Below are 16,923 nucleotides of genomic sequence, written 5' to 3'. Positions count from 1 at the left end.
CGCGGTGTTCAAACACGGTGCGCGGCACGGCGCGCGTCGGGCGACATTGCGATTTCGCATGTCGTTGCACCGATGCCGCAGTGCGCTACGTCACGGTGGCAAAGACGCATCGCAATCAACGCTGCAAAAAGTTTTTCAGCAAGGCATGTCCGTGCTGGGTCAGGATCGATTCGGGATGGAACTGCACGCCTTCGACCGGAAACTGGCGATGGCGCAGGCCCATGATCTCTTCCATCGAACCATCCGGATTTTCGGTCCAGGCGGTGACTTCCAGTGCGTCCGGCAAGGTGGTCTTGTCCACAACAAGCGAGTGATAGCGCGTGGCCTCGTAGCTGTCCGGCAGTCCGGCAAACACGCCCTTGCCTTCATGGCGAATCGGCGAAGTCTTGCCGTGCATGATGTTGCCGGCACGGATCACATCGCCACCGTAGACCTGGCCGATGCTTTGATGGCCCAGGCACACGCCCAGGATTGGTGTGGTCTGACCCAGCTGCTCGATCAATTGCAGCGAAATCCCGGCCTCGTTGGGCGTGCAGGGACCGGGCGAGATGACGATGCGCTCGGGCTTGAGCGCGGCGACCTGGTCGACGCTCATGGCGTCGTTGCGCACCACCGTGACCTCGGCGCCCAGCGCCTGCAGGTACTGCACGAGGTTGTAGGTAAAGCTGTCGTAGTTGTCGAGCATCAGCAGCATGGCAAAGGACTCATTGCGCGATCAGGAAGACCGCATAGATGTTTTCGGTAAGGGTGATGCTGCTGGCTTCGAGTGACTCGACCACTGCACTTCGATCAGCAACAGGCGCTGGCGGCGCCGGCGATCCGGAGACATTGACGACCTGCATCGGCCAACTGCCTGCCTGAATGCCGTAGGCGAAGTTCGGAGCGACCTCGGAAATCGTGTAAAGCCCCTGAATCCTGACGTCATACGCCTTGGCAAGTTCGGCGGCCGATTTGCGCGATTGGTCAGCGGCGTCGCGCTTGAGTTGCGCACGTATCTCGGCCTCCTTGCTGTAGGACGTCTTGATACCCGATAGCTGAATCTCGCTGCTCGTTTTCATTTCACCGAGAAACTGCTGCCGTGCATCTTCCAGCGACTGGAATGCCGCACCGATTCCACGCTTGACTTCAGTGCCTTCAAACTTTTGCCTGCCATCCGGCACATAGGAATAGAACGGTTGTATCTGCAGCGACGAAGCTTCGATACTGTCCTTGAGGGCATGATGCGTCTTCAAGGCGGCGAGGATCTGTTCGGCAGCCGTCTGGATGCGCTGCGTGCAAGTTCTGGCTGCATGTCCACTGCGCGAAAGTTGATCGTTACGAAAAAGCGGTCGGGCATGACCGTTCTTTCCGCCTGCCCCTTCACCAGCAAATGCGGCTGCGATGGCAGGCTGTTGACCTGCGCCACAGCAAGCAGCGGCAATGCGCATAACGCCACCAGCATCCAACGCGTCAGTTGCTTCATGTGTCCTCTCCTTGGGTGAATGGCGTGCATGCTCAGTACACGCTGCGATGCAGTGTTGCGAAATCCGCACACAGGCGATCCACCGCCTCGGGCGTGGTCGCCCACGAGGTCACGAAGCGGATCACCTGACTGCCATCGGTGCGCACTTCCCAGCGCTCGAAGTCGTAGCGTTGTGCCAGCTGCGTAGCGTGTTGCGCGCTGACGGCGATGAACTGTTGATTGGTCGGCGAATCGCTGGTGAACTGCGCGCCAGCGGCCAGCAGTCCCGCGCGCAGGTGTTGCGCCATGGCGTTGGCGTGCGCGGCCAGTTCGAAGAACAGGCCGTCTTCGAATAACGCTGCGAATTGCGAACCGAGCACCATACCCTTGGCCAGCAATGCGCCACGCTGTTTGATCAGGTAACGCAGATCGGCCTGCAATGCGGGATTGACGATGATCAGCGCTTCGCCGAGCAGCGCGCCGTTCTTGGTGCCACCGATGTAGAACGCATCGGCGAGCGCGGCAATGGTGGGCAGATCCAGATCGTTGCCATCGGCGGTCAGCGCCGCCCCCAGGCGCGCGCCATCCAGGTACAGCAGCAGATCGTTTGCGCGGCAGAAGCCAGACAATTCTTCGAGTTCGGCGCGAGTATAGATCGTGCCGCTTTCGGTGCTGTTGGAAATGTAGACCAGGTGCGGCTGCACCATGTGTTCGTTGCTGTGCACCGCAAGCACCGGCGCGATCAATGCAGGCGTCAGCTTGTCGTGCAGCGCCGGCACGGTGAGCACCTTGTGCCCGGTCGCTTCGATGGCGCCGGTTTCGTGCGTGGCGATATGCGCCGCGTCCACGGCGATGACTGCCTGATGCGGGCGCAGGAACGCGCTGATCGCAATCAGATTGGTCTGCGTGCCGCCGACCAGCAGATGCACGTCGGCCTGCGGCTGCGCGACTGCATTGCGGATCAACGCAACCGCACGCGCGGTGTGCCGATCGGTGCCGTAGCCGGCGTGCTGCTCGGCGCTGGCCTGCGCCAAGGCCTGCAGCAGACGCGGATGCGCGCCTTCGCTGTAGTCGTTGCGAAAGCTGATGCGGGTCGCGCTACCCTGCCCGTCCATCACAGGCCCTTGGCCGCCTGGGCCACCGCGCGAAACAGCGCGCGCCCCTTGTTCATGGTTTCCTGCCATTCCAGGTCGGGATCGGAGTCGTAGACCACGCCGCCGCCGGCCTGCACATACAGATGGCCGTCCTGGATGACGGCCGTGCGGATGGCGATGGCGGTATCCGCATCGCCATGCCAGCCGATGTAGCCGACCGCACCGGAATACACATTGCGTTTGACCGGCTCCAGTTCGCGGATGATTTCCAGCGCGCGGATCTTCGGCGCGCCGCTGACGGTGCCGGCCGGGAAGGTGGCGCGCAGCACGTCGCTGTAATTCAGGCCGGCCTTCAAGGTGCCGGTCACTTCGCTGACGATGTGCATGACATGGCTATAGCGTTCGATCACGAACTGCTCGCCCACCTTGACCGTGCCCGGTTCGGCCACGCGCCCGACATCGTTGCGGCCCAGATCGATCAGCATCACGTGCTCGGCGCGCTCCTTCGGATCGGCCAGCAATTCTTCTTCCAGCGCCTTGTCCAGTTCGGGCGTTGCGCCGCGTGGGCGGGTGCCGGCGATCGGGCGCACAGTGACCACGCCATCGCGCAGGCGCGCCAGAATTTCCGGCGACGAACCCACCACCTGGGTACCGCCGACATCGAGAAAATACATGTACGGCGACGGGTTCAACGCACGCAGCGCGCGATACACATCCACCGGGCGCGCGCGGAACGGCACGCGCAGGCGCTGCGACGGCACCACCTGGAAGATATCGCCGGCGCGCACGTATTCCTGCGCCTTGCGCACCACGGCGTGGTACTGCTCGCGGGTGAACGAGGAATGGAAGTCCGCTTCGTCGATGGCGTCGGAAATCTGCGCCTGCGGATACCCGGCGCCGCCCTGGCGCAGGCGATGCGCCAGCTCGTCCAGGCGCCGGTTGGCGCGCACATAGGCCTGCGGCTGGCGCGGGTCGGCATGCACGATCAGGTACAGACGGCCCTTGAGATTGTCGAACACCGCCAGCTCTTCGGAGAGCATCAGCAGGATGTCGGGCGTGCCGAGTTCGTCGGGCTTGTCGCCGCTGCCCAGGCGCGGCTCGATGTACTGGATGCATTCGAAACCGAACCAGCCGACCAGCCCGCCGGTGAAACCGGGCAGCCCATCCAGCTGTGGCACCGAATGTTCGGCGCGCAGCGCATCGACTTCGGCCAGCGGATCGGCGACCTGCCGGGTGTCGACGACTTCACCGTGTTCGCTGACCTCCAGCGTGTGGCCCCGAAAGCTGTACACGCGCCGCGCCGGCAGGCCGATGATGGAGTAGCGCCCGAAGCGCTCCCCGCCTTCGACCGATTCGAACAGATAGGTGTAGGCGCCGTCGGCGAGCTTCAGATAGACCGACAGCGGCGTGTCCAGGTCGGACAGCACTTCGCGGACAACGGGGATACGGGTGTGACCTTCAGCGGCCTGGCGCTGGAACTGCTCTGCAGTGATCAAGACGACTTTCCTTCCGGGACTCTGTGGCGGGGCGGACGACGGCAACGGGCCACCATCGCCACCAGCGGCGAGCGGAAGAGAAGGAGCGTGGAGTCGTCAGGCGGGACACGCGAGTACTGTAGCGCAAGTGTCGGCCGAGGGCAGCAGGCCGCGGCCAACGCGCTTCGGAATGCGAAGCACGGAAGGGGGTTGGCGGACGTAGCCTTGCGCACCGGCTGATATCTGGCACGAATAACCTGCGGTTGGCGACAGGCGTCGGGTGTTGCGCGCTGCACGGGTTGATTTCCCGTGCGGCCTGGGTCGTGGCAGCGGCACCAGTGTCGGCGCAGGGACCCTCACCCCAACCCCTCTCCCGGCGGGAGAGGGGCTTAGGGCCGCGTGCTTGTCATTGCTCCGTTTCTGCCGCCCTACTTCGTCTGAGCTGCAGCCAACCCGTTGCGCCAATCGTCGCTCCGTTTCAGCCGCAGCGCTGCTCCGCTTTAGCCGGAGCGTTGCGCCGATCGTTGCTCCGCTGAGCCGCAGCGCCCCCTTTAGCCGTCGTTGAGCCGGCGCCGCTTGGGTTGGCATGCGATTGTCCGGGGCTACCGGACTCGTTCATGGTGGAGGCATGGCACTGCATGGGCTCGCGCGCATGCATCAACCGGACGACCGCACATCAGCGCGGGCCGATCACGCTCTTCCGATTCCCGATTCCCGATTCCCGATTCCCGATTCCCGATTCCCCGCACTCACCCACCGACCAACGGACAGTCGGCAGGCAAATGCATCCGCAGCCGCGCCGGGACGCATTCGATGCGGAAGTGCCGCGAGGTTTCCGGTTCGCCGTCCAGGTTCAAGGTCAGCGGTTGCTGGGACACGATTTCCAGCCACGGCACGCGGGCGCGCACGGCCACGCGTTCGAGCGCGGCCTGTTTGCCGCCGGTGACCAGGGTGCCCAGGGTGGCAGCCACCTCGCCGTCGAGGTCCGGGACGATGGTGACATCGAGCAGGCCGTCGTCGATCAGGGCCTCCGGGCACAGCGCCTGGCCGCCACCGGCCTGGCGCCCGTTCCCCAGCCCGAGTGCGATGAATTCGCCTTCCCAGCTGAACTCCGGGCCGCTGAAACGGGCGCTGATCGGGTCGATGCGGCCCAGCCGCGACATGCCGGTGATGAGATAGGCCAGACCACCGAGCATTTTCTTCAGGCCTTCGTCGGTTTCCACCGTGACCTGGGTACCGAAGCCGCCGCTGGCCACATTGGCGCACCAGTGCGGGCCATGGTCGGCGTCGATCCGCAGCAGGTCGACCGGCTGCGCGACGCGCTCGGCGATCAGGTTCAACGCTTCCAGCGGGACGATCGGGACGTTGGCGGCGGTGGCAAAATCGTTGGCAGTGCCCAGCGGCACCAAGCCCAGCGACGGCAGCGTGGCCGCATCGCCTTCGTGGTGCGCCAGCGCGGCGGCCACTTCGCTCAGGGTGCCGTCGCCACCAGCGGCCACCACCGTGTGCACGCCATCGGCCACCGCCTCGCCCACGTAGCGCTCGGCATCGCCGTCTTCCCAGGTGACCCGCACATCGAGCTGGATGCCGCGCTCGCGCAGCGTTCCCACTGCCTCACGCAGGTCCAGATTATCGGTGGACTTGCCGTTGAGGATCAGACGCCAGTGGGACGGGGCCATGCGCGCTGCCGATGCCGTGAGGGGAATGTCCGCAGGCTAGCAGCGGGCCAATGGGCAGATCGTGAATGGGCGCCGCCGGCACACTGTCATTGCGGTGTCATCGATAACCAGGAGAGTAGAAGGCCATAGCAGGGACGACGGGCGGAGGCAGGATCAGCCTCCAGTTTTCTTGAAGGCCGCTTCCTCGGGAGCGGCTTCCTTTTACGGGATGCTGACCTCCCGACGCAGCCGGCTCAGCCGCCCGCCGCAAACGCGGCCAGCCGCTCGCCGTCTCGCCGTCGAGCCGGTACACGGTCCAGCCCTCCATCGGGTGCGCACCGACTGCCTTGTAGAAGTCGATGGCCGGCTGGTTCCAGTCCAGCACCGACCATTCGAACCGCCCGCAACCACGCTGCACGGCCAGCTGCGCCAAGTGCCGCAACAGCGCAAGGCCCGCGCCGTTGCCGCGCGCTTCCGGCCGCACGAACAGGTCTTCCAGATACAAGCCGTTACGGCCCAGCCAAGTGGAGTAGTTGAAGAAATACACCGCAAATCCAAGCGCTTGGCCGTCGCGCTCGCAGATCAACGCATGCGCGGTGGCCCCTTCGCCGAACAGACTGGCGCGCAACTCCTCCTGGCTGGCCTTGACCGCATCCGGCTCGCGCTCGTACACCGCCAGCGCGGTGATGAGTTCATGCAGCAGCGGCACATCCGCAGGCGTGGCGCTGCGGATCTGCGGCGCAGGCCGGCTCATCGCACGGCATCCACCGCCGCGCGCATCTGCGCAATCACCTGCGCATAGTCGGGCGCATTGAAAATGGCCGAGCCGGCGACGAAGGTGTCGGCGCCGGCGGCGGCAATCGCACCGATGTTGTCGGCCTTGACCCCGCCATCGATCTCCAGCCGGATCGGCTTGCCCGTCGCGTCGATCTTGCGGCGGATCGCGCGCAGCTTGTCCAGCGCAGACGGGATGAAGGCCTGCCCGCCGAAGCCCGGGTTGACCGACATCACCAAGACCAAGTCCAGCTCCGGCAGCACCCAATCCAGGATGTCCACCGGCGTGGCCGGGTTGAGCACCAGCCCGGCCTGGCAGCCATGCGACTTGATCAGCTGGATCGTGCGGTGCACGTGGCGGCTGGCTTCGGGGTGGAAGCTGATGGTGGTGGCACCGGCGTCGGCGAAATCCGGCACGATACGGTCCACCGGCTCGACCATCAGATGCACGTCGATCGGCGCGGTGATGCCGTGCTTGCGCAGCGCCTGGCACACCATCGGGCCGATGGTGAGGTTGGGCACATAGTGGTTGTCCATCACGTCGAAGTGCACCCAATCGGCACCAGCCTTGAGCACGTTATTCACTTCCTCGCCCAGACGGGCGAAATCGGCGGACAGGATGGACGGGGCGATCGCCGTCGGTTGCATGGGCAGCTCGGAAAAAAATGCAGGAGCGCCATTGTCGCAACCGTGGCCCGGCGAGGAAAGCCGAACGCCGCTGGGCGCTTGGGGCGCACGCCGCGGGCAGGCCGCCGCTACCACCGCAGGCTAGGGCCGGCAGCTCGCAGTCATTGCGCGATCGCGCACCTGCCGCGGCGCCGGCGGCTCTACCGCTGTGCAATGCCGCCCCCAACGTCAGCCCACGTGCATCCGGAGCGAACGCGAGCGCGTACGTACCTGACCGGCGCGCCGCGCCAGATGCAAGGAGATCGCATGAAACCCACCCCGCTCGCTTCCGCCACTCTGGCCCTTCTCGTCCTGGCGCCCTCGGCCTGGGCGCAATCCGGCCCCGCTGACTGGTCCGGTTTTTCCATCGGTGCCAACGTCGGTGGTGCCGATCCGGCCGGCGTCTCCGGTGGCCGCTTCGGCTTCGATACCAATCTGGATGGCCGCGACGGCGACCAGGTCAGCACCGCGACCGGTGCCGATGCGTTTTCGCCCGGTTTCTGCGGTGGCGCAGCGGCGGGGCGCACCCCGGCCAGCGGCTGCAGCAAGGACAAGGGCGGTGCCGAATACGGCGCACGGCTGGGCTACGACTGGCAGGCCGGCAACTGGGTCTATGGCGTGCTCGCCGAATACACCCGCAACGATGTCCGCGACAGCGTCAGCGCCTTCAGCACGACGCCCGCGTTTTACACCTTCACCCGCCAGCTCAACCGCACCGCGGCGTTGCGCGGCCGCATCGGCTACGCCTTCGGCACCCAGGGCGATTACCTGGCCTACATCACCGCCGGTCTGGCGCGTGGCGAATTCGACCACCGCTTTGCCAGCAGCAATACCGCCAACAGCTTCACCGGCAGTGGCGGCGACAGTGCCGATGGCTACCAGGCCGGCATCGGCCTGCAGCGGCGCTTGAGCGACAAGGTCTCGGTCGGCGTGGAATACCTGTTCACCCGCCTGCAGGACGACGACACCCGCGTGCGCGTCGGGCCCGGCTCCGCACCACCCACCAACCCCTTCCTGCGCGTCAATCCGGCCGGTACCGATCTGCGCCGTACCGATACCGATCTTTCGACCAATGCGCTACGCCTGACCGTGACCTACAGGTTCTGAGAGCCGGGTGCGTGCGTGCCCGCGGCGCCTGATCGTGACGATCAGGCGTTTTATTGGGTGAGGCCTTTCCGGGGGAACAACACGCTGCGCTGACGCCCGGCACTGCTGGACGCAGCAGATGTCGGTGCGCCCCTTCGCTCAGCGCCTGCGCAGCCGCTGAATCCGGTCGTAGGCGGCGTTGATCTGGCTGGCCTTCTTCTCGGCCTGGCGGCGGGCTTCCGGGTCGGCGTTGGCGACCTTGTCCGGGTGGTAGCGCGACATCAGCCGGCGATAGGCCAGGTCGATCTCGGCGGTGGTGGCATCCGGCTCCAGGCCCAGCGCTTCGTACGGATTTTCCGCGCGCCGTTTGAACCAGCCGGCGTCGACCGCGTGGCCGATCGCCAGCCCGATCATCAGCCCCACCACCGGCGCCCCGCGAAACAGCAAGGCGCCGGCCAATGCGCCGAGCAGTTTTCCGTACCAGGACATGGGGCGATCGGGGGCGGGAGGCGGGCTGGCGATCTTACCCGAACGCCCGCCCGGCCTGGCTGACGGCGCCTGCACAGGCCCTACCGCGCGGGCTCCAATAAATTCTGCGGGCGGCGGCGAAGCGCCGTACACTACGCGGCCCGCTGCCTACCCGCGGGCCCGCCGGGTCCCGGGGACAGCGTCATAGCGACGTCCTTAGGAGTGCCTGTGTCGACCACGCTGTTGCAATCCGATCTGCCCGGCCTGCCGTTGCGTCACCGTGGCAAGGTCCGCGATGTCTTCGATATTCCCCGCGACCGCCTGCCCGCCGATGCGCCCCCCGGCGACTATCTGTTGATGGTGGCCACCGATCGCCTGTCTGCGTTCGACGTGGTGCTGCCCGACCCGATTCCCGGCAAGGGCGAGATGCTATGCCAGGTATCCAACTTCTGGTTCCACAAGACCGAGCACCTGATGCCCAACCACCTGGTGGACATCCGCGTGGAGCAGGTATTGCCCGAGGGTGTCGACCGGGCCTTGTACGCCAAGCGCGCCGTGGTCACGCGCAAGCTCAAGCCGGTGCCGGTGGAAGCCATCGCCCGCGGCTATGTGATCGGCAGCGGCTGGAAGGATTACCAGCGTACCGGCAAGATCAGCGGTATCGAATTGCCCGACGGCCTGCGTCAGGCCGAGAAACTGCCCGAGCCGATTTTCACGCCTTCGACCAAGGCAGCGGTTGGCGACCACGACGAAAACATCGACTTCGATGCAATGGTCAAGACGGTCGGTGCCGAGCTGGCCGAACGGGTGCGCGACGCCACCTTGCGCATCTACCGTTTTGCCGCCGATTTTGCTGCCGAACGCGGCATCCTGCTGGCCGATACCAAGTTCGAATTCGGCACCGATGCCGATGGCCGTCTGTACATCATGGACGAGATGCTGACCCCGGATTCCTCCCGTTATTGGCCGGCCGACCAATACGAGCCGGGCACCAGCCCGCCGAGCTACGACAAGCAGTTCGTGCGCGATTATCTGGAAACCCTGGACTGGGGCAAGACCGCGCCCGGCCCGCGCCTGCCGGCCGACGTCATCGATCGCACGCGTGCGAAATATGCCGAAGCGCTGCAGCGGCTGGCGGACATTTCGGTGGATTGATGGCCTGCCCCCGATTGAAGGGGGCGAGTCGGCGCAGTACGCAGACGCCGCCATGACTGAAGCGCTGAAATAATCGGCGTGCTCCGAGCCCATCGCCTGCCAACCAAGGCCAAGCTGGCGGTGGTGCGTGAAACTTCATGACGGGCACTGCACACAATCGTATCTAATTCATTCCACCATGCTCGCCACGATGGTGTGCGCTCTTGCCCAACGAGGTCGCAATGGCTCGGTCAAGTCACTTCTTTCGCACGTTGCCTGCCTTCCGCAATGCGGCACTGTCCAGTTTGTTGCTCGCGCTAAGCGCCTGCACGGCCGGCCAATCTGCAAGCTCGTCCGCTCCAGCAGCAGCGCCGGTAGCATCTGTGAAAAACAACACAGCTGCGGTCTCGCAGGTCACCGACAGACTTGGCGCATTGATACAGGCCGCTGGCGTCAGCTGCACGGATGCGAAGGCTGCAAAGGGATGCACAGCAGGCAATGTCGATCGTGGTGATTTTTATGACGTGGAGTTTTCGCCCGATTGCGGCAATGAGGGATTTTTCGCCGGAGTCGCCCAGGTGAACGGAGTAGATCTATTGAACGTGGTGCCCACCACCGGCAGCAGCGCAACGGCTACGGCAAACCTGACCCAAGGTCAGCTCGTCTGCGTCCAGGCGATCGGCCGCGCCGGACAGAACCCGCGTTATTACTACGTCACCGCAATTCGAGCGGACACCATTGCAAAGTGCAAGAACAACGCATTGTGCAAAACCTATGGCGACAGGCCGATCAAGCAGATCAAGCCTGAAAGTGGTGAGGGCTGCCACGCGGCTGCACCAGGACAATCCGTTGGCAATTGCGCGCAAGGCTGGGTGAGTGCGTATGCACTGGATGTATTTTCGAGCGGAATTTAGTTGTTCGCGCCAACGGGTGATTTCAAGGTAATCCATCCATCACTGACGACTTTGCGATGGATCGAGATGCGGTACCTGGCCTGTGTTGATGACCATCATCGGTCTTGGATTCGTTTGAGCACCGGCCACTGTCACGCCGGTCATTCTCCCGGGGTGCGGGCCTGCCGCGTGCCGGCCGGCCCGCTGCACGCTCGCCCCGCAAGCCTTCACGCATTTGCACGCAATGCGCGGATACCATTCCGCCCGCTCGCACATCGCCCGATACGATCAGGAGGATCCGTTGGCCCTTTTACGAACGTCCCTGCATGCCATCGCACTAAGCCTGGCGCTGGTTGCCTGCAAACCGCAAGCAGAGCCAGCAGGCGCGGCAATGCCCGCGGCGACAGCAGAGGCAGCGAGTGCCGCGCCTGCCGCCTCAACGCCTGCTACAGCGGCGGCCACGCCCGCTCAGCCGACAGCCTGCCCCACGACCGACTTTTCTGCATTTCTAAAAAGCTTCAGTGCAGACATCGCGGCCCAGGAGAAAGCCACGGCCGACCCGCTGACCATGATCCGGATCGATCCGGATGCGCAGCCGGAACCGGCGCCAATCACTCGCCAGGTTGCGCTGGCCGACGTCCAATGGCCGGTGATCCCGAATCTGGACGTGGCCCGCTCCACGGGACGCGAGGTGGCGGTGTCCGAGGATGCAGGCGGTCGTCAGGTGCTGGTCCGCACACCTGACAGCGGCGATCAACAGGTCTACCACTTCGCCCAGCGCCCATGCTGGACCCTGGTCAAGGTCGACGACCAGTCGCTGTAACGGCGCAGGCAACACCGCGCCATGCAACTCCCCCACATCAGGAGACGGCCGTGCCCCGCTTCAGACTGCTCATCCCCGTGCTGGCATTAGCGCTTGCCGCGTGTAACGGTCCGCAGGCCGCCGATGCGCCTGGCACGCCGGCCAGTGCACCGACGACCGCGGCTCAATCACCCGCCGCGGCCGCGTCACCCCCTGCCACACCGACACAAGGGACTGTACCCATGGCAACGATTGACTCCTTCGTTCCAGCAGGATCGAAGGCGCTGGATACCCAACGCGGCGATCTGACTGGCGCCGGACATTCGGACGCACTTGTGGTGATTTCTCCGCCGGCAACCGGTAATGAAAAGCTCGGCGAAGGGCAGCCACGTCGCGTCCTGCTGCTGACCCAGAACGCCGATGGCCGCCTGCAAAAGGCCGCTGAAAATGATCGCATCGTGCCCTGTGCCCGCTGCGGCGGTCTGGCAGGCGACCCGTATGCGTTTTCGCGCGTCCAGCCCAGGCAATTCACCATCTCCATTTCAGGCGGGTCGCGCGAACGCTGGGCCGACGACTTCACGTTCAAGTATTCGGCAGACAAGCAAACCTGGTTGCTGGACAAGGTTGTGCGCGATCTTTCCGATACCGAGACCGAACAACACAACACCCTGGAATTAACCGACAAGGATTTTGGAACGGTGACGTTCCAGGACTTCGACCCCGCCACGCTCAAGAAAGTCGCCGCGCTGGATGAGGCTGGAGCCCATAAGCAAAATTAAAAGGAAGTAATGGCTTACACGGACAAGGATGGGTCCGTTTTTGATGTTGCTGAGAAATGAGGAGTTACACCATGGCAACCGATCGCGAGACAGGGCTGCTGCAGGCAGACTATGCAGCGGGAATCACCCGGCCAACCGAATTGGCCAATTTCATGGCCCAGGTAGGCCACGAATCGGGCGGACTCAACCGCCTGGAAGAAGGGTTCCGCTACACCCGCGGCCCCTCGCAAGTGAGTTCGAAAGTGCGTTCTGCACTGCGCGAAGGACCGGAGGCGCTGGAAGAAGCGCGCCTGGAGGCATTGCGCGGCCAGCCGGAGAAACTTGCCGAGTTGATGTATGGCGGGCGCATGGGCAACAACGAGCCCGGCGATGGTTATCTTTACCGTGGTCGCGGCTACATCCAGCTCACCGGCAAGGATCAGTATCGCGAGGCCGGCGAAGCGTTGAAACTCGACCTGGTCGCGCACCCCGAACTGGCCGCGCAACCGGAAAATGCGTCGCGGATCGCAACCTGGTACTGGCAGCACAATGTGCCGCAAGCGGCCAGGCAAGATGCGCATGCAGCAGGCGTTGCGATCAACGGTGGCGACCCGCCGAATGGACTGGCTGATCGCGAAAGCCGCTTCGCGCGCTGGCAGCGCGACCTCACGCCCGATGTGATGCACAAGCTCGAACACGGTCAGCTCGGACAGACTGTTGCGCCTGCGCAGCATGCGACACCGGCGCAAACACCGCATGCCGGTTCGAACGCGCAGTCGTTCCAGGCCACCATGGAGCGCATGCTTCCGCCGCAGAGCGGCACCGCGCCGCATGTCACCGGGCATTACGGCGAGCACCGCAGCGCGCGCGACCACGGCGGCACCGACTTCAATTATCAGGGCGGTCAGGCAGGACGCAATCTGCAGCATCCAACCGTGCATTCGCCGATCGCCGGGACGGTGACCTTTGCAGGCGGAAGCTACGGCACCGTCAAGATTCGCGATGCACAAGGCAACTCGCACGAGATCCTGCATCTGGATGGCGTCAAGGTCAAAGAAGGTCAGACGCTGTCGGCAGGCGATGCCATCGGCACGATGGGGGGACGTGGACCCAATGGCGCAAGCCAATATGCCCAGCATGTGCATTACCAATTGCGCGATGCCAACGGAAAACTGACCAGCCCCGAGACCTTCTGGAATCAGGGTCGCCAACACGATGCAGGTGCGCACAACACCCATGCAGCACCGGCAAGCGGCACAGGTGCCTTGCGGCATGGCGACAACAGTCAGGATGTGGGAAAGCTGCAGCAGGACCTCAACCGCCTGGGCGTGCGCGATGCGCAGGGCAACCGGCTGGCCGAGGATGGGCGTTTCGGCGACAACACGCGCGAGGCGGTGATGGCGTTTCAGAAGCAGCATGGGCTGCAGCAGGACGGTGTTGTTGGCCGCGACACGCGGGCAGCGTTGTCTGCGCAACCGGTGCAGACCCGCGAGGCGCAGGTTGCTGCGCCGAAGGGGCCTTCGCTCAACGATGCATCGCATCCCGACCACGCGCTGCATAACGCAATCCGCAGCAAGCTGCCCAGCATGATCTCCAACGAGACCGCGGCACATGTCACGCTGCAGGCCAAGCAGAATGGGATCGACAGCGCCGACAAGCTGCAGAACGTGACGGTGCAGGACGGCAAGGCGTTCGTCGTGGGCACCACGCCGGGCTTCCGGGCGGCGGTGGACCTGAACCAACCTGCCCAGCCACTTGAGCAAACCAGCGCGCAGTTGCTGGCTGGTCAGTCGCAGCAGCAACAGGCCCAGCAAGAACAGCAAAAGGTTGCGATGGGAGTTCGCTGATCTTTCAGCGATAGATCAAGAAAACGCCGGCCAGGATATTGGCCGGCGTTTTTGTTTGCGCATGCGCCGCGGAAGTGATGACATCGCGCAAACTGACCATCGTTCGACGGCCAGCGCGTGGCGATGGGATACCGCAGCGCCCCTGCGTCGGCGCAACGATGCGGCGCAACCCGGCCTGAAATCACTGCGTTGCGCGCATGCATGGCCGCAGCGGCCAATGACACCATGCATCCGCTGCACCTCTGCGATGTACGCCACAGCGGAAAGTGGCCGGGCGCACAGAACGCAATACATCAGTAATTTTTACTACTGTCCAGTTCGTGACTGTGCAAGCGTAGCTGCCGGCACCCAAGGTGCCATCGGCGACCGGCCGTCGGGGGGCTGCCGGTCTTTGCATTGCACGTTTTCTGGAGAGAGTCGTCATGCAATTCCATGTCCTGGGCGCGGCAATCTGCTGCGCGCTCACGTTTTCTGCTGCCGCAACCGCTGCGGATCTGTCGGCCAATGCCGCCGTTTCGCGCGCGCAATCGTTATTGGGGAACAACGCGTCGGCATTGGCCAATCGCGCGCCGGCCGACGCCTTCATCGCACGCGACAGCATCGTCGATGCCGACGGCACCGAGCATGTGCGCTTCGATCGTACCTATCAGGGACTGCCCGTGATCGGTGGCGACGTGGTCGTGCACTCGCGCCGTGGGGTGATGCGTGAATTGAGCCAGACAATGGACACCACGGTGCGTCCGAGCCTGGTGCCGGGTATCGATGCGGCAACCGCATTGCGTGTGGCCGGATCGCAATTCGATGTGGCGCAGGATGCTGCGCCACGTGCAAGTCTGGCGCTGTATGCACGCCAAGGCGCGCCGCGCCTGGTGTACGAGGTGATCTACAGCGGTGTCAAACCCGACCAGACACCGACCGAGATGCATTACATCGTCGATGCGGTGAACCAGCGCATCCTCGAATCCTGGGATACGGTGCATACCGCGTGTAGCGGCGGCACCAGCACCGCTGGTACAGGACGTTCGTTGTATGCAGGCAGCGTGACGGTGAACACGACGCGCTGCAGCAGCACCAGCTACGAGATGACCGATCTCAGTCGCGGCAGCGGTGCGACCTACAACATGCGCAACAGCACCTCCGGCAATGGCACGCTGGTCACCGATGCCGACAATGCCTGGGGTAGCGGCACCACCGGCGATACGGTCACCGCAGCGGTCGATGCGCATTACGGCGTGGCGTTGACCTGGGACTATTACCGCACTACGCATTCGCGCACAGGCATCGCAAACGACGGCGCCGGTGCACGGAGCCGGGTGCATTACGGTAGCCGCTACAACAACGCCTTCTGGCAGGACAGTTGTTTCTGCATGACCTTCGGCGATGGCGACGGCAGCACGTTCACGCCGCTGGTGTCGGTGGATGTGGCCGGCCATGAGATGACCCATGGCGTGACCAGCCGGACCGCCGCGCTGACCTACTCGGGCGAATCGGGCGGGCTGAATGAAGCCACGTCCGACATCATGGGCACCATGGTGGAGTACTCCGCTGCCAACAGTGCCGAGCCGGGCAATTATCTGATTGGCGAGAAGATCATCCCCAACAACAGCACCGGCACACTGGCGTTGCGTTATATGTTCAAGCCTAGCCTGGATGGCAAATCGCCCGATTGCTACAGCAGCAGCCTGGGCTCGCTCAATGTGCACTACAGCTCGGGCGTGGCCAATCATTTCTACTATCTGCTGGCCGAAGGGACGGTGGTGCCGAGCGGATTCGGTTCCGGCACCAGCTACAACCTGACCCCGACCAGTCTGGTCTGCAGCGGCTCCACGGCGCTCACCGCGATCGGCCGTGCCGCGGCCAGCCGCATCTGGTATCGCGCACTGACGGTCTACATGACCTCGTCCACCAACTACGCGGCGGCCCGTCGGGCCACGCTGAGCGCGGCCACCGATCTGTACGGCAGCACGTCCACGCAATACCGCGCGGTAGCGGCGGCGTGGAGCGCAGTTTCGGTGAACTGACGGTGCACCCTCGTCGCGCCGCCAAGGCGTGACGGGGGATACATCTGCCATGGCGCCATCCGCGCGCGTATGCTTGGGTCATTCCTGGGAGGGAACATGAGCCAAAGCACCACGACCGCGCGACCGATCGAGCGCTATTTCGCCAGCTATTCAGACGACCATCAAAACGCGACCAATCAGCAGATCCACGTGCTGGCGGTGCCTGCGATCCTGTGGTCGGTGGTGGCGCTGTTGTGGTGCATCCCGGTCGGCGGCAGCTGGTTCAGCAGCGGCGTGTGGGCCGCGCTGTCGATGTTTGCGGCGTGGTCGTACTACAACCGGCTGTCGCGCCCGCTGGGGTTGGGCATGCTGGGGATCTTTTTCTTCTTCGGCTGTCTGTGCCGGTTGATCGAAGGCCGCATCGGGCTTGCCGGTCTGTTGACCACCGGGCTGACGGTGTTCGTGCTGGCCTGGATTGCCCAATTCGTCGGCCACAAGATCGAAGGCCGCAAACCGAGCTTCCTGACCGATCTCACCTATCTGCTGATCGGGCCGATCTGGGTGCTGGCCAAGGCGTATCGCCAGCTGGGCTGGCGCTACTAGAGCGTATTACGCATCTTCAGATGATGTGCGTTGGCCGCCAGCGGTGCGGTGCGGGTGTTGCATGCCGCCGGCTTGGCTGGCGCCACGGCAAGCCGCGCGGCGCGCGCTCCGTGCCACTGACGGCCAATCCTCCGGGAAGCGCCCTATGGCGTGCGGATACCGCGTTGCGCGACTTACCCAGGCAGCCGGCCTGGGAGTTCGCACACGCCGTGTCTCGACGCGGC

At 64.4% G+C, this 16,923-nt stretch carries 14 protein-coding genes and 2 pseudogenes; 8 read left to right on the top strand and 8 right to left on the bottom strand.

Translation table 11 applies throughout. From position 1 onward, the window contains the following. Positions 1-115 precede the first annotated feature (115 nt). The 7 genes and pseudogenes from ACCQ03_RS02765 to rpe all read right to left on the bottom strand — a co-directional run bounded on the left by ACCQ03_RS02765 (position 116) and on the right by rpe (position 7,090). The gene (locus tag ACCQ03_RS02765; RefSeq protein ID WP_057658733.1) at positions 116-694 is read right to left on the bottom strand and encodes an anthranilate synthase component II; all 579 of its coding nucleotides are present in this window, start codon (positions 692-694) and stop codon (positions 116-118) included. Positions 695-704: 10 nt separating this feature from the next. Then, positions 705-1,462 (bottom strand): annotated as a pseudogene (locus ACCQ03_RS02760) (SIMPL domain-containing protein). A gap of 32 nt (positions 1,463-1,494) precedes the next feature. Further along, on the bottom strand, positions 1,495-2,556 hold the full coding sequence (locus ACCQ03_RS02755) for a threonine aldolase family protein (protein ID WP_057658736.1): 1,062 nt from the start codon (positions 2,554-2,556) through the stop codon (positions 1,495-1,497). Further along, on the bottom strand, positions 2,556-4,031 hold the full coding sequence (gene trpE / locus ACCQ03_RS02750) for an anthranilate synthase component I (protein WP_057658738.1): 1,476 nt from the start codon (positions 4,029-4,031) through the stop codon (positions 2,556-2,558). The genes ACCQ03_RS02755 and trpE overlap by 1 nt, the downstream gene beginning before the upstream one ends. 728 nt (positions 4,032-4,759) lie before the next feature. After that, positions 4,760-5,689, bottom strand: a complete 930-nt coding sequence (gene yegS / locus ACCQ03_RS02745) for a lipid kinase YegS (protein WP_017157934.1) — start codon at positions 5,687-5,689, stop codon at positions 4,760-4,762. Between the two features lie 233 nt (positions 5,690-5,922). Continuing rightward, positions 5,923-6,422: pseudogene (locus ACCQ03_RS02740) on the bottom strand (GNAT family N-acetyltransferase). Next, positions 6,419-7,090 carry a ribulose-phosphate 3-epimerase gene (rpe, locus tag ACCQ03_RS02735; RefSeq protein ID WP_011346163.1) on the bottom strand — a complete coding sequence of 224 codons (672 nt, stop codon included), beginning with the start codon at positions 7,088-7,090 and terminating at the stop codon, positions 6,419-6,421. Before rpe ends, ACCQ03_RS02740 begins: the two are co-directional and overlap by 4 nt. Before the next feature lie 285 nt (positions 7,091-7,375). Here rpe and ACCQ03_RS02730 point away from each other — a divergent pair, with 285 nt between their 5' ends. Next, positions 7,376-8,215, top strand: coding sequence for an outer membrane protein (locus ACCQ03_RS02730; protein WP_057658745.1), 840 nt, complete (start codon positions 7,376-7,378; stop codon positions 8,213-8,215). Positions 8,216-8,353: 138 nt separating this feature from the next. Here the strand turns inward: ACCQ03_RS02730 and ACCQ03_RS02725 are convergent, their stop codons facing one another. Further along, a complete protein-coding gene (locus ACCQ03_RS02725) occupies positions 8,354-8,683 on the bottom strand; it encodes a J domain-containing protein (RefSeq protein ID WP_017157937.1) in 330 nt (109 codons plus the stop codon). A 207-nt stretch (positions 8,684-8,890) separates the two neighbouring features. Between ACCQ03_RS02725 and ACCQ03_RS02720 the strand changes: the two genes are divergently transcribed. From ACCQ03_RS02720 to ACCQ03_RS02690, 7 genes are all read left to right on the top strand, one after another. Beyond that, entirely contained in the window at positions 8,891-9,817 is a 927-nt protein-coding gene (locus ACCQ03_RS02720) for a phosphoribosylaminoimidazolesuccinocarboxamide synthase (protein WP_057678398.1), read from the top strand. Positions 9,818-10,038: 221 nt separating this feature from the next. Continuing rightward, complete coding sequence (locus ACCQ03_RS02715; protein ID WP_209225312.1) at positions 10,039-10,710, top strand: hypothetical protein; 672 nt, start codon at positions 10,039-10,041, stop codon at positions 10,708-10,710. 223 nt (positions 10,711-10,933) lie between these two features. Beyond that, complete coding sequence (locus tag ACCQ03_RS02710) at positions 10,934-11,512, top strand: hypothetical protein (protein ID WP_244664112.1); 579 nt, start codon at positions 10,934-10,936, stop codon at positions 11,510-11,512. Between the two features lie 221 nt (positions 11,513-11,733). Beyond that, positions 11,734-12,270 carry a hypothetical protein gene (locus ACCQ03_RS02705; RefSeq protein ID WP_209225256.1) on the top strand — a complete coding sequence of 179 codons (537 nt, stop codon included), beginning with the start codon at positions 11,734-11,736 and terminating at the stop codon, positions 12,268-12,270. A gap of 71 nt (positions 12,271-12,341) precedes the next feature. Continuing rightward, positions 12,342-14,096, top strand: coding sequence for a peptidoglycan-binding protein (locus tag ACCQ03_RS02700; protein WP_209225254.1), 1,755 nt, complete (start codon positions 12,342-12,344; stop codon positions 14,094-14,096). A gap of 422 nt (positions 14,097-14,518) precedes the next feature. Continuing rightward, on the top strand, positions 14,519-16,117 hold the full coding sequence (locus ACCQ03_RS02695; protein WP_209225252.1) for a M4 family metallopeptidase: 1,599 nt from the start codon (positions 14,519-14,521) through the stop codon (positions 16,115-16,117). A gap of 96 nt (positions 16,118-16,213) precedes the next feature. Beyond that, entirely contained in the window at positions 16,214-16,699 is a 486-nt protein-coding gene (locus tag ACCQ03_RS02690; protein ID WP_057678391.1) for an Mpo1 family 2-hydroxy fatty acid dioxygenase, read from the top strand. Positions 16,700-16,923 lie beyond the last annotated feature (224 nt).

It is taken from the genome of Xanthomonas sp. NCPPB 3569 (assembly GCF_041475645.2).
GTDB classification, from domain to species: Bacteria; Pseudomonadota; Gammaproteobacteria; order Xanthomonadales; family Xanthomonadaceae; genus Xanthomonas; species Xanthomonas phaseoli.
This window is presented reverse-complemented; position numbering and strand designations above follow the sequence as displayed.